Below are 14,352 nucleotides of genomic sequence, written 5' to 3'. Positions count from 1 at the left end.
GAAAAGCATGTGGTCTGCTTCTCCAGGCTATTTTTATTGTGCTGAATTCTCGGCACGGCGTTTTTTCCCGCGCTTCATAATAACAATCATAAATGCTGTGTACAATACAACGACCAAACCAAGTGCCACAATGTAAGAAGTGTTAATACCCCGCGCTTCAATCACCTGGTACACTTCCACCATTTCGCGGTCTAAAATAATCGCATAATTGCCGTCCTTATTTTCACGAATAATTTCACTGTTGAACATGCCGCGAACTTCTTTTCCTTCACCTAGCTCAGCTACCGGAATATGCACACGTTTTGTCTTACTACTATTATTAATGACAACAATCCATGTTTCCTTATCAGATTTGCGTTCGAATACAAGATAGCCGTCTTCATTTTCAAGCCATTTAAATTCCCCGCGACGCAGTGTCTCGGAATCATTTCTTAATGACTGGAGCTTTCCTACATAATCGGCTAATTCCGAATCCGTTTTAAAATTGTAGTACTGGTGCGCTTCAACACCCGCTTCCCCATTCATCGCAATTTCAGATCCATATTGCACTACTGGCACACCTGGAAGTAAGAGTGTGCTCGCGATGGAAATTTTACTCCGAGTCGGCGGATACATACCTTCCTCGGTTGCCGCCAATGTGAAGCGATCCGACCAGATCGTATCCGTCATGGATAAAACCGGTGTCCCTGAAAGCATTTCCTCGATATGAGGATCCAGTACAGTCGTATTTAAATCGACATTTTTAAATGCATTTGTGAAGTTTGAAGCAGTATCACTATAAAATTTCGCGTCAAAATTTGCATCACTTTCCGCATTCGCAATTGTATAAGCACCTGCTGCTTTTAACTGCTCGATAAAGCGATTTAAAAATGCAGTATCGGCTTGTTCGATATTCGTCAAACGAACTCCGTCTAATTTATATGTACTCACAAATTGTACAGCACTGTTGATCAGCTCATTCTGTACTTCTTCATTCGTTAAGTCCCACTGTATTTTCCCATTATTCTCAGATGCTACAAATCCTTGTTTTTCTGAAAGTTCATGGTTTGGACTTACATTGGAAATAGGGAAATCTACCATTATTTTGATGTCACGTTTTTGATAAGCCTCGATCATTTTTTTAAATTCCTCTGCTGTACCAAATCGGTGGTCAAACATTGTATAGCTCGTTGGCATCGACCCATCATATTTTTCAGTCTCAAATACAGAGCCAATCGAAAGCATCGTATACCCCATATTTGCAACATAATCGATTTTCTTCAGTAAACCATTAAAATCCCCGCCTGCAAACATCGTCGGGTCCTGTGTATTTACTGTATCATCATCATTTTTACCGGTACCATTAAAGAAACGGTCCACTAAAACGTCATATATACTTTCATCTGCAATCGTACGCTCTTCTTCCGCATTTGCAACAGCAGCAACTGACAATGAAGTCGAAAGCAGCACAACCACAGCCAATGTACGAAACCATTTATTAAATCCCATTCATTTCCCTCTCTTTCATTTACAGTCCAACGTCATTTTACCAAAAAAGGTACAAACGTAGCTAGCTTAAAAAGTTATTTATAGGAAATTCGGCAAATACGTGACAAAAATGTGTATGGATTGTTACATAAGGTTAGGAATTGGTGGCGCTGTGTCTTTTAATAGAAGTTTTCGTGTGGAAAGTGGAACGATTGATTGGGAAAGGAGATTATTTTGGCTATAAAAGAGAACAGCTCTCCTCATATGTAGAATGATTCGCGGTAATATAGTAAGTTTTAGGGATATTAGAACCTTGCGGGGGAAATGTAGAACGATGGCCCAAGAAAGTAGAACAACTTGGATTTGATATGGAACAATTATCCATTAAAGTAGAAAGGTTTGCGACAAATGTAGCAATTTCCGGAGATAATGTAGAACGAATCTCCTTAAATGTAGAACCTCTCAATTCTGCCTTTACTCCATACAAAAAAGCGTGTAAAAAGCCACCTCCACTTTTTACACGCTTCAACCTTTATTAGAAATTTACACCGATACCCATGCTTAAGCCTAAGTATAATGTGATTAATAGAACGATACCGAAAAGTACCCAGAACATGTTGACAGATTTGCCTTTGTTTTTGCGTACTAGCACCATTTCCATAAAGCCGATTACTAAAATACCAAATAAAACTTTCATATCATAGTTCATGCCGCTTTCAGTAATCTTGTCGCGCCATTCCAGGAATAAAGACAACCCTGTTACGATTACTAAAATATACATTACACGTAAGATCATGTGTACTGCTTTCATCTTTTTGCCGGATAATGCAGCGATAAAGAATAATATTAATGCTATTACCCAAGTCGTGATGTGCATATGTGTCGTACTAGTTAAGAAATCCACGAATTTTCCACCTCTTCTATTTATTCTCTACAGGCAATATCCTACCATGTAAAGCTATATAAATTCAATTGAATCTGCCAAGTGTTCTATGAGTTGTCATAAAAAACGAAACTTTTCCGCAAAAAGGCAGTAGATTTCCCTATACCAGAAAATCTACTGCCTATTAATAGCGAATCTAGCAATCTGCAGCTATGAATATCCTAATTTCATTAAGCAAATCGGTTTGCTAAAGTCCCGATTCCTTCAATTGCAATTTTCACTTCATCGCCTGCTTTTAAAAATTGCGGCGGGTTCATCCCTTTTCCGACTCCGGCCGGCGTACCTGTTAAAATAACATCGCCCGGTTCTAATGTGACATATTTAGAAACTGTCTCAATAATTTCCGAAACGGAAAACAGCATATCTTTTGTCGAACCGTTTTGACGTACTTCACCATTTACTTTCGTCACAATTGATAATGCATGCGGATCAGGAATTTCATCTTTTGTTACTAAATACGGCCCCATTGGACAGCTGCCTTCCAAGCTTTTCCCTAAGAAAAACTGCTTATGCTTCTCCTGTGCATCGCGGGCTGTAAGATCATTGGCGATTGTATAACCGAACACATAATCAAATGCCATTGCTTTTGGAACATTTTTTCCGCGCTTGCCGATTACGACAGCCAACTCTCCTTCATAATCAAGGGAATCCGTCACATCTGCATGCACAGGTAATGTTGATTCATCCGGAGCAATTGCAGTTGGTGACTTTGTGAAGACAACGATATGTTCCGGTGCCTTTTCTGCACCCATTTCACGGGCATGATCACTGTAATTTTTACCAACACATAAAATATTTTTCGGTGTACGAGGAACTGGCGACAGCCATTCAATATCAGAATAAGCCAGTTTGAACTGAGCACCATCTTCATGATTCTGAGCTGCCTCTACTAATTTACGAACTTGCTCAACAAATTCATAGCCATGTGCAATCCCGTCAATAATTGTTTTCGGAAAGTCTTTTAGTACATTAAGTTGGTTTTGGATTTCAATAACATCCCAAACTGCCTCTTCTTTTTTTACTTTTGGGCCAAACTTTACTTGTTCGTTTACTTTAAATGATAACAATTTCATAACGTGGAGCACTCCTTCTGTTTTTTTACATCATACATTAAAACAAAAACAATTGCCTTACTTTTCTGACAAAAAGGGACTTAATACGTAAAACTAAGCGTTCGGCGCATAAAACTTTTTACAATACCGTATTCTTTGTTCACGCTTTACGGTCTGCCGGTTTGCCGTAAGTAAATCTCTTCAGCAACGCTTCAATCGGTCCTTGTTTATATTTTGAGAAATAGATTTCCGCAAACAATACTTGGATGACGAAAATTCCGACCGCCATATAAATCCCCATCTGCACATCTACTTTTCCATATAAACCGAATCCCCAATTGTAGAACAGTACCGTACAAATGACGGACTGCATCAGATAGAGGGTAAGAGACATACGGCCAGCCTTTGCAATTGGCGACAGCATTTTTACAATGACAGACAATTGTGTCAGCAATGTGATGACTGCCATATAGCCAATCGCCAGCAACGGTCCACCAATGTAAACTTGCAAGTATTCATTGCCGAATGTTTGGTCACCGGCAATCGGCAAGCTCTTCATATAAAGTCCACCGCCCATACCAGCTACAGCCAGAATGATCCAAACAGCGATTTTTTCTTTCGCTTGCTCGATGAGACGCCATTTCGCAAGTGCTGCGCCAAACAGCATATAAGGTAATATCGTAAATAAAGACGAAATCCACATCATGACACCCATCTGAATCGATAAATCATCCAGACGCTGCATAAATGCATCTGTCCAGTTCCCGATACCGTATGCTGTTAAGGCACTTTGAATTGCTTCAATATCGACAGAAAAACTATCCGTTGATGCCGTAAAAAAGCCTGCTGCAACATATAAACTTAAATTAAAACCATGATACAAAGCATTTACCGCAATTGCTACAAGCAGGAGCCATTTTGCCTTTAACCGAATAAGCGCGATTAAAAATACACCGCAAAACGCGTACGTCGCTAAAATATCGCCCCACCAAATAACAACTGCATGAAACATCCCAATGCAAAACAACAAAATGAGACGCTTCGGTGCAAACCGGTAAAAATCGGCGCCCGTCTCCTTTGCTTTAATATATTGCATCGCTAGTCCATACCCGAACAGCATAGAAAATAACGGATAAAAGCTACTTTGTACATAAATATCCAAAAGCTGCTGGAGTATGACATCCTGCACTTCGTTAAACCAGCTGCCTAAATCCGCTATATGCGGCATCGGTAAGTAAAATCCAAACATATTCACTAATAGAATGCCGAGCAAACTTACACCGCGCAATATATCGAGTGTCGCAACACGCTCTTTCGTACCTACTGGGCGAAAATCCACCGTCAAATCCCCCTAATCTATTTTCACTTCTTGTCCAATACTGTATAAATATAAAATGCGTTCACTTATTTGAATACGCTTAATTGATTGGACAGCATGCTGATAATAGTTTAATTGAATTTGGTACGACTTTGTCATTTTTTGTTTAATTTTCTCAAAATCGCCTAATAAATATTGTTCGATATAGTCCGTTTTATAATCAAGAAGCACCCAGTTCCCATGTTCATCTTCAAAAATACAGTCGATGACACCTTGAATAATTTGGGCGTCCCCTTCCTGATCTTTCAAACTAAGGGTAAATGGTTCTTCACGCAGCACTTGTTTCGCTTTTTTAAAACACCCACCTATTTCTGTTTCGAAAAAGGCGAATACCTTTTCTGCCGAAACCGCATCTGCTTCGATTTGCTGCAGAAGCTGACGTTCTACGAGTGATTGGATATACTGTTTTGTCTCTTCAATCGATGCAAATCCTTGCTGCGGGATATGCTGCATAACTGCATGGACAGCTGTACCGACTTCGGTTGCCGAAAGTTTACGTTCTTTTTTCCCTTTCAGCATAAAGCTTGGTACATCGGTTTTTACGTAGCGCTTCGCTTCCATATTGTAAAGCTGCTCTTCTTCCATTTGCTGCAAACTTTCAAGACGCTTTTGCTCAGACACCGACGTTTTCGATTTTTTCGTCACCGCATTTGCGTACGGGTACGGTGTTGTAAAACGTTTTGTCAGCAGCTCCACCAGCTCTTCATTCACAGCCTGTTCAACCACTTCCTGCTCCACCGTTTCCGCTTCATTGGCAAGCAAATAGTCGCGGTTTGGAATAATGCGGACTGTCCACTTTTCAGTTGTTGCCGCGTCATTCGAATAGCCGTAATCGGCAAACAGGAAATCATTATGTCGGGCAACAGCCGGACCGACCCAACTTAAATAACTGTTCGCTTTTGAACGAATGTATGCAGGAAGCACCGTCTCCTCCAGCTCCTGATAAAATGCCCATTCTTCCTTCTGCTTCTCCCAATCTTTAATCGAACCGACTAAAATAAGTCGTTCCTTTGCACGAGTCATCGCAACATATAAAACACGCATTTCCTCAGCCTTCATTTTCGCCAGCTTTTTCTCCTTCACATATAAATGCGGCAAAGAGGTCGAAATGATATTTAAATCCGGATTGACCGATTTAATCGCCAAACCGAAATCCTGATCGAAAATATAGCGGCTGCCTAAGTCTTTTGTATTAAAAGCCCGGCTCATCCCCGCTACAAACACGACCGGATATTCAAGCCCTTTTGATTTGTGGATTGTAAGCAATGTCACGACATCATCAGCTTCACTTGTCGATTTCGCAATCCCTAAATCGTCTCCGCGTGAACTCATGCGGTCGATAAATCGCAGGAAGCGGAATAATCCGCGGAATGACGATTTTTCATAGCTTAATGCACGGTCATGCAGTGCCCGTAAGTTCGCCTGTCGCTGCTTGCCGTTCGCCATCGCGCCGACCATTTCATAATAATTCGTATCTAAATACACTTGCCATACTAAATCAGCCAATGCCCCGTGACGGGAAAACTGCCGCCATTTCTGATGCATTGTGAAGAACTTATCAAGCTTAGCTTCAGTTTCGATTGGCATGTCACCCGCTGCTTCTTCTTTATATTGTTTTAACGCTTCATAAAAAGGTACTTTTCCATTAATTAAACGGATTTTTGCCAGTTCATTTTCCGTTAACCCGATAAACGGAGCACGCAGTACAGACGCGAGCGGTATATCCTGATACGGGTTGTCGATGACTTTTAATGTGTTAATCATAATCATGACTTCTAGCGATTCAAAATAACCACCGTCCGTTTCGGCATATAGCGGCAGGCCGGCCAATTTGAATTCCTCCGCAAACGTCGTATACCATGTACGTGAACGCATCAATACGACAATATCGCGGTAGCTGACAGGGCGCATCGATTTCGTTTTCGGATTGTATACTTGTCCACCACGATCGACTAAATCACGGATGCGCTGGATAATGTAGCGCGCTTCCTGCTGTGCCGAGCTGATGCTCTCTTCCTCTGAACCATCTTCGCTTCCCGGAATGATTTGCGCTTTTGAATCACCTTCCAGTAAAACTAATTCAATCGGTACTTGCTGTTCATCATAGCTCGCCCCGAACTTCAGTTTTGCCTGTTCATCGTACGCAATTTCACCGACTTCTTCATCCATAATTTGCTCAAACACATAGTTCGTACCTTCCAGCACTTCCGAACGACTACGGAAATTGGCATTCAAGTCAATTTTCATTCCTGTGCCGGACGGGTCTTCTTCAAATCGCTTATATTTATCAAGGAAAAGACGTGGCTCTGCAAGACGAAACGCGTAGATGGACTGCTTTACATCGCCAACCATAAACATATTCCCGTCCTGCTCCCCGCCATTTTTCACAAGCTGTAAAATTGTTTCCTGTAGAAAATTGACGTCCTGATACTCATCGACAAGCACTTCTTTGAAACGCTTCTGGAAATTCAATGCAACATCGGACGGCAGAGGCGGATTTGACGTACTTTTTTCATCCGTCAAAATTTCCAGTGCATAATGCTCTAAATCCGAAAAATCAAGCAGGCCGCGCTCTTGCTTCGCCTTTTTAAACGCTTCACTGTATTCAATCGTCAGTTTTACGAGCGTTTCCAAAATAGGCTTTGTCGCCGCCATTTCCTGTACATACAACTTTGGATGGCGTGCAAAAAATGTTTCCTTTAAATCAGACAGCATTTCTTTTGCCGTATCACGATGATTTTTCGCTACCGCATAATATTGTTTATCTTCCTCGGTATCCTTTTTCGTCAATGGCTTGATCCGTCCGAACTCAACAGCTGGAATCAGCTCATATGCCTGTTCCCATGAACTTTCTTCCATTGCCTTGAGTACATGCATAACCCCTGTATATTCAGCTTCAAACAATGGCTTATTTTTCTCTAACGCTGGTGTAACGGACACAATTTGCAATCCTTTTTCAAGACGAGTGGCAATTTCTCTCAGGCTCCCGATAATAAACGGGCGGACTTCCTGCGCAATGACCAGTTCATCAATTGGACTTTCAGGATCAATATTATATTTTTCCGGCAATGCACGCAGCCACTCATACGGGTTTGGCTGTACGCGCGATACTTTATACATTTCCTGCAGCAACAGCTCAATCGCCTGGTCACTGCGGTCAGACGCAAAGCTGTCGATTAATGTATAAAGCTCCTCTTTCGTGAACAATGCCTCCATATCACCGCGGTATGCCTTTTCAAGCACATCCATCAGCACATCATCCTGTAATAATGAAGCTTCCTCCGTACTTGCCAGACGGAAACCCGGGTCCAGATCAATCGTGTATGCATATTCACGGCAAATCGATAAACAGAATGAATGCAATGTAGAGATTTGTGCTTTGTTCAGTAAACTTAACTGACGGCGCAGAAATTGGTTGTTCGGATTTTGGGCAAGCTCCTTTTCAAGCGCTTCTGCCATACGGTTACGCATTTCCGCAGCCGAGGCATTTGTAAACGTTACGACGAGCAGCTCATCTACATCAATGCGCTTGTCTTCAGGCGCTAACATCTTCTGAATAAGCCGCTCGATCAATACGGCCGTTTTTCCTGAACCGGCCGCTGCCGATACTAATATGTCATGACCGGATGCATAGATGGCTTTCCACTGCACATCTGTCCATTGAACATCATTCGGCTTCGCTGGAATCGTCATCTGCACATACCACCTTTTTAATATTTTCGAATACTTCCTGTTCCGGCTGTTTTTTAATTTCATTATAGCTGTTGCCGGTTTCCGACTGGTCGAACTGGCAAACCGATTTAAAGCTGCAATACGTACAAGCCTTTTGATTCCCTAGGCTGTACGGTTTAATTTCCGTATTTCCGCGGTAAATTTCATTGCCCGCCTGACGGAATTTATAGTGTACAAATTCCTGCAGGTTTTCCATCTGGTCCTGTTCGATTACTTTTGATGAACGGCTGTTAAATTCCGGATTCTCGCCGCTTTTAAACGCTGCCGGCACAATAATCGATGTTTTACTCGGCTCAAGTGACTTGTCCATCAACTGTGCCACTTCCACATCTTTTACCATATAGCCGCTTAACTTGAACTTCTCCTGACGTAAACTTTCCACACGCTCATACTGCTCATAGTCCTCTGTCGGAATAAGCGGATTATGCACATGGAGATAGAACATCCCTGCTGCCTGGACAATGATATTTTCCAGCTCCGATAAGTCCTGGATGAACTTTCCTTCGCGTGCGATAATCGGGATATTTTTCATCGCTACATCCAAATACGTCAACAGCTGCAGTGAAATCCCGTTATATACTTCTGTAAAATCGAGTTTACGGCCGCTAGATTTATAATCAATGACGCGCAAATACAGGTTTTCCGCATCTTTATATGCATCGATCCGGTCAATTTGTCCGCGTACATACATTTTCCGGTTATGCTCCAAATCAATTTTCAGTGCTTCCAGCGGATTGCGGTCATCCTGTTCCGTATTTTTATCGTCTCGCTTCCCAAATGGCTTTTCATGAGCAATCGCTTTAAACTTCGACAGCTCACTTTGATTAATGAGCGCATAAATCGTACGGGCAACAATTTTCACAAGTTTCGTTTTAATATATTCGAAACGGTGGCTGCTCTTCAGAATACTGTAAGAGAAATAATCCGCCAGTTTTGAAATCGTTTCATCCGCTTTTTTATAGCACGCTACATATGTTGTGAGCGGAATCGATGGCTCTTTCTCGGATAAAATCGTCCGGATCGCCTCATGGAACAGATCGCCCATCGCGAACGTTTCCAACTTGAATTCAGTACGCTCCTGCAGTTTCAGCCCGTAGGACGCAAAATGCGAATACGGACAGCTGTAAAAGCGTTCGATACGCGACACACTCGCCAAGAAATCTTCGCCATACAATGCTGTCGCTACTTCTTCCGTTAGAGGCTCCGCTTCATTTGTCGTATATAAAGGTTTTTCCACGACATTCAGCACATCTTTCCAGCGCTGTTCCCGTTCGTAAAAAGCTTTTAATGCTGCCCATTCTTCTGTAAGTGGACGTCGCTCATGCTGCGCCTGCTTCAGCTGGGTCATTAAGAAGCCAATCGCCGGTGATGGGTGCTGTATATAATTGAGCACATTGTCCTTTTGGAACTCGTCAAGCGGGTCCATTGCAATTTTTCGATGAGGCAGTGTACGAACCACTTTTTCATCTGGTGTACCGCGGTTTTCTGTCATTTCAAACATGCTGTGAAGGCGGTTAATATAAAGTGATGGCAGTTTGCTTTTACTTTCCTCGTCTGCATTTGCATACGTAATATATAGATATTGTGTCGATGAAGAAATTGCCCGGTAAAACAGGAAGCTTTCCTGCAGGAGCCTGCTTTTTATACCTGGTGCAAGTTCCACATCGATTTTTTCAAATGTTTCACGCTCATCATCAGACAGCAGACCTCCCGCTTCCATACGCATCGGGTACACCCCGTCATTGACACCGATTACGAAAATCGCCTTTTTATTATCAAATCGTGCAAACTCGACAGTCGAAACGGTCACTTCATCCAATGTCGGCGGTACACTTGCAAATTCCAGTGTTTCAAAGCCTTCATCCAAAATTTGCGCAACTTCTTCCAACGGCATAACTTTATCGCCGAACATCAGGTCAAACTGCTCCAAAATATGAATCCAGCCATTCCAAGCCTGCTCATGCTCCAATGACTGATGCAGTGAAGCGGACTGCTCTTCCTGCTCCTGCATTTTTAACAGCTTTTTATAAATATCAAGCTGCTCCATAAATTCATACAGTGCAACGACAATTTCACGGCCTGTCTTTTTGCCTTTCAACCGGTTCTGCAATGCCAGTACCGGTTCACGGATTAAGTCTCGTACCGATTTCAAAAGCTGTTCATGCTCCAGCTCGTCTTCTGTCTGAACCGCATTTACTTTTTCCAGTGATTTAAAGCGACGGTAATGCCATACTTCCTCTTTCATCCAACGGTCATGAACAATCCCTTTTGCAATGACGAAGTTTTCCAATATATCCGCTCTGTCTCTCATCGCGACTAAGTTGGCTCCATAAGGGAAGAACAGATCTGTTTTTATACTTCTGAAAATCGGTTCGTATTTCCAGTTTGTTGTAATAATTTCCAGTACAGATCGACTAAATTCGATAAGAGGATGATAAAGCATCGCCCGCTTCTCATTTGAGAAAAACGGAATTTCATACTGTGTAAAGGTCGTTCCGATAATCGCATCATATACATCTGCCTGTCGGTACATAATCCCGATATCTTTATAACGCAGTCCCTTTTCCAGAACAAGCTGTTTAATTTCCTGGGCAATACCTTGCACTTCTGCGCGCGGATTTACGCCTTCCAATATTTTCGTGTGTCCCGTTGATTCGACTGGTCTATCGGTAATTTTGTCGAAGCAATGTTCAATCTGCAGCAAGTCCCGATTAGTCGCACGGTAATTTACTTCTAAATGAACACGCGGCTCCTCTTCAATATCAATTCCTCGTTCGAATCGTAACTTTTGCAGCTCATTCTTTATTTTGTCATACGTCATCGCAGCTCTGTAAAATACCGATCCTTCCAGTAGATCCATTTGCGGGTCTTCCATCGGGAGCACAATTGTGACACTCTTCGCATAAATAAGCAGCTCTTTTAAAATGGCAAATTCCTGTCCATTAAACGAAACAAACCCGTCCAGATAAATATCGGTATTGCGCAAGCTTTCCATTTTCGGAATACGTTCAATTAGCAGAGGGAAATAGCCATCGCCATCAATGTAATCTGTCCCGATCCGTTCATGCAACTGTTTTAAAATAATGTTCAGGTCATGTAATTTATGAAGCAGTACTTCACTTGCCCCGTTTAATCTTAATGACTCGATCAATGGCTCGATAGTTTCCACATCGATATGATATTGGCTGAATTCCTTTAATACCTGCTCGACTTCTTTCGTAAAACCGGATTTACCTGCCGCGCGTTTAAATAATAGGAACTCTTCCTGATGTTCTTCCAAAATGCGTCGTAACAGCATGCGGTACCCTGTGCCGTCAATACGTTCGTGGGCGATACCTCCTTCATTTTGCAGCACAAACCAGGCCAGCCGTTTGAATGTCATAACTTGTGCACGCATCATTCCTTCTATATCATAGTTCGTCGTCAGCTCATATTCCGTTGTAAACGACATTTGGTCAGGAACTAATATAAAAATTGGATGTCCAAATATATTTGTTTTTAAATCATTGACTATTTCACGGTGTATCAAAGTCGTTTTCCCCGTGCCTGCCCGTCCTGTTATAACTCGTAACGTCACAATTCCCACCTCACTTCTATTTCTTTCTTCTATTATAATATAAGAATGCATGTTCGTGCATTAATTGCCATCATACAAAAAAGCCCTGTCTTTTCACATTTTGTTAAAAGACAAGACTGAAGCTTTTTATTTATGTTTTCGTAATTTTCCAATCTCACGCAAATCTCTTTCCACACGCTTATTTAAAATGTGTTCGATCAATTTGCCGATTCCCCAAATAATTAAAATTATCACAGCTGAAATAATAAGTTTTACAGGAGAGGTTAAAATATCACGTAGATCACTGCCTAAATAGCTAATCAAGAAGATCAAGATCGGTTTTGAAATAAGGAGTGTCAAAAAATAATATTTCTTTTTTATATTGGATAAACCGGCGACCGTATTGACAACGACAACAGGTGTAAATGGCAGGCACAGCAGCACAAACAATGGTGTAAATCCTCTAATATCCACCCAGTTAATCAGTTTTTTCACTTGTTTCTGCTCTTTAATCCGACGGAAAAGACGATACTTCCCAAACATGCGAATCATGAGAAAGAACATGTAGGAGCCTGCGACCGTTCCAAGCCATGACAGTAAAAAACCCCAAAATAACCCGTAAGCTGCAGCATTGGCAATGATGATTACAAACAGCGGCAATACAGGGATAAATGATTCCAGGAACGTTAATAAAATCCCGAAAAACGGACCTAACAGTTTATATTTTTCTACAATTGTTTCAATATTATCGATTGTCATCCATTCTAACATAACTGCTCACCCCTACCAAAAACGATAAAAATTCCTGAAGCTACACAATGTAGTCTAGTACAATTTAATCTTAACATAATTTCTTTATACCCGTTTTCACCAAAAAAAAGAACCTCGTCTTAGCGAGATTCTTTTGAAATTAACTAACAACTAATAACCCGATTTTGTGGTTATCATCTCGATGGACAACATGCTGGGCTAGACGCAATTCGCCTGAATGATCAAGCACTTCCAAGCGACAATGGGCAGCATTAATCTGCAATGCTTTGTACAAATCTTCTTCTGTAAAAACATCTTGTCCATTTACACGTTTAATAATTTCACCTGCAGCAAGTCCCATTTTCTCAGCAGGAGAATCTGGTAAAATGCCGGCAATCATCACACCTTTATCACTGCGTACAACAGCATAACTGTTGCGGTCCTCTGAGCGACTATAATGAATACCGATAATTGTACGGGAAATTGCACCTAATGCTAATGCAGCTGCACCTAGTATCGGCAGGAAATAAGCGGCTAATCCGACGACCAGCACAAATTGTCCTATCATAATAATCGAACGTCCCATTTGCGGATACACATTCATCGGCAGCTTTTGACGCACCATCTGCTGGAATCCGATAATAAACGGGAAAACAATGATCGAAAACTGTTCTGCTCCGATCGTAAATTGTGGCCAATAAGGCGCAAAGTTTTGAATGCCTTCACCTGGAATAATCGTAAAGACAGGTAAAATCCAAAGTTGCTTACTGAAATAGCCTATCCCATTTAATCCACGCTTTGTTTTCTCCACAATCGGTGAAGCAAAACGGGCACCATACCGGCGAATTAAAATCCCTTCCGCCATGAGTAAGAGCCCCGTCATCATCGGAATTGTCATAACAAGATCATTTGTAACATTTCTGCCTGCCAATTCGAGTGTTCCGATTGTATATGACCAATCTTGCCATTGCATCCAAACGATTCCACAAAAAGCAACCGCCATCACAATCGCTGGCGATAATAATTGATACATATAAATGAATAAACCTACGAAACTTACAATAAAAACAATTGTCAATAATTCGAGTGATACTGTTAAGCCTATTACAAGACTAAATAAGGAAATAATAACGGACAGCATAAAACCCATCGCAAGCATATTTTTCAGCTCGGACCAGCCACCTAATATCCGTCGGTTAAAATACCTTCGTTCGCGCTTCACTCGGCGATATCCTAAATAAACTGCGGAAATGATGGCGACATAAAACAAAGGATTTATAAAAAATCGGCCAATCCCTTTTAAAATTTCAATCAAAATTGTTCCATCCATATTCTCACCTACCGTACGAATAATTGTACCAAATCCTTTCCGTAATGCGTAGTCCCATTTGTACCGGAAATAAAATAAAGGCTTGTCGGGAAAATTGAAAATCTACGGGTGAGTTAAATAAATTGGATATTCTTCAGATCGTTT

At 41.5% G+C, this 14,352-nt stretch carries 8 protein-coding genes; all 8 read right to left on the bottom strand.

From position 1 onward, the window contains the following. Positions 1-33: 33 nt before the first annotated feature. A complete protein-coding gene (locus tag MHB58_RS03825; protein WP_340734740.1) occupies positions 34-1,488 on the bottom strand; it encodes an alpha-amylase family glycosyl hydrolase in 1,455 nt (484 codons plus the stop codon). A 514-nt stretch (positions 1,489-2,002) separates the two neighbouring features. Next, entirely contained in the window at positions 2,003-2,371 is a 369-nt protein-coding gene (locus MHB58_RS03820) for a YisL family protein (RefSeq protein ID WP_008403585.1), read from the bottom strand. A gap of 209 nt (positions 2,372-2,580) precedes the next feature. Continuing rightward, positions 2,581-3,483, bottom strand: coding sequence for a fumarylacetoacetate hydrolase family protein (locus MHB58_RS03815; RefSeq protein WP_340734739.1), 903 nt, complete (start codon positions 3,481-3,483; stop codon positions 2,581-2,583). Positions 3,484-3,622: 139 nt separating this feature from the next. Beyond that, positions 3,623-4,801 (bottom strand): DUF418 domain-containing protein, encoded by a 1,179-nt coding sequence (locus MHB58_RS03810; protein WP_340734738.1) that lies wholly within the window; start codon positions 4,799-4,801, stop codon positions 3,623-3,625. 12 nt (positions 4,802-4,813) lie between these two features. After that, a complete protein-coding gene (gene addA / locus MHB58_RS03805; protein WP_340734737.1) occupies positions 4,814-8,533 on the bottom strand; it encodes a helicase-exonuclease AddAB subunit AddA in 3,720 nt (1,239 codons plus the stop codon). Further along, positions 8,508-12,149 carry a helicase-exonuclease AddAB subunit AddB gene (gene addB, locus MHB58_RS03800; protein ID WP_340734736.1) on the bottom strand — a complete coding sequence of 1,214 codons (3,642 nt, stop codon included), beginning with the start codon at positions 12,147-12,149 and terminating at the stop codon, positions 8,508-8,510. The genes addA and addB overlap by 26 nt, the downstream gene beginning before the upstream one ends. Positions 12,150-12,275: 126 nt before the next feature. Further along, the gene (locus tag MHB58_RS03795; protein WP_087615585.1) at positions 12,276-12,899 is read right to left on the bottom strand and encodes a TVP38/TMEM64 family protein; all 624 of its coding nucleotides are present in this window, start codon (positions 12,897-12,899) and stop codon (positions 12,276-12,278) included. A 139-nt stretch (positions 12,900-13,038) separates the two neighbouring features. Then, the gene (locus MHB58_RS03790) at positions 13,039-14,208 is read right to left on the bottom strand and encodes a PDZ domain-containing protein (RefSeq protein WP_340734735.1); all 1,170 of its coding nucleotides are present in this window, start codon (positions 14,206-14,208) and stop codon (positions 13,039-13,041) included. Between the last annotated feature and the right edge of the window lie 144 nt (positions 14,209-14,352).

Source organism: Solibacillus sp. FSL K6-1554 (assembly GCF_038005185.1).
Classification (GTDB): domain Bacteria; phylum Bacillota; class Bacilli; order Bacillales_A; family Planococcaceae; genus Solibacillus; species Solibacillus silvestris.
Note: the sequence above shows the minus strand (reverse complement) of the source record. Positions and strands in the feature narration are given on the sequence as shown.

Excerpts from the sequence above, each read along its gene's own strand:
- MHB58_RS03825 (WP_340734740.1), bottom strand. The coding sequence starts at position 1,488 with ATGGGATTTAATAAATGGTTTCGTACATTGGCTGTGGTTGTGCTGCTT.
- MHB58_RS03815 (WP_340734739.1), bottom strand. The coding sequence starts at position 3,483 with ATGAAATTGTTATCATTTAAAGTAAACGAACAAGTAAAGTTTGGCCCA.
- addA (WP_340734737.1), bottom strand. The coding sequence starts at position 8,533 with ATGACGATTCCAGCGAAGCCGAATGATGTTCAATGGACAGATGTGCAG.
- MHB58_RS03795 (WP_087615585.1), bottom strand. The coding sequence starts at position 12,899 with ATGTTAGAATGGATGACAATCGATAATATTGAAACAATTGTAGAAAAA.
- MHB58_RS03790 (WP_340734735.1), bottom strand. The coding sequence starts at position 14,208 with ATGGATGGAACAATTTTGATTGAAATTTTAAAAGGGATTGGCCGATTT.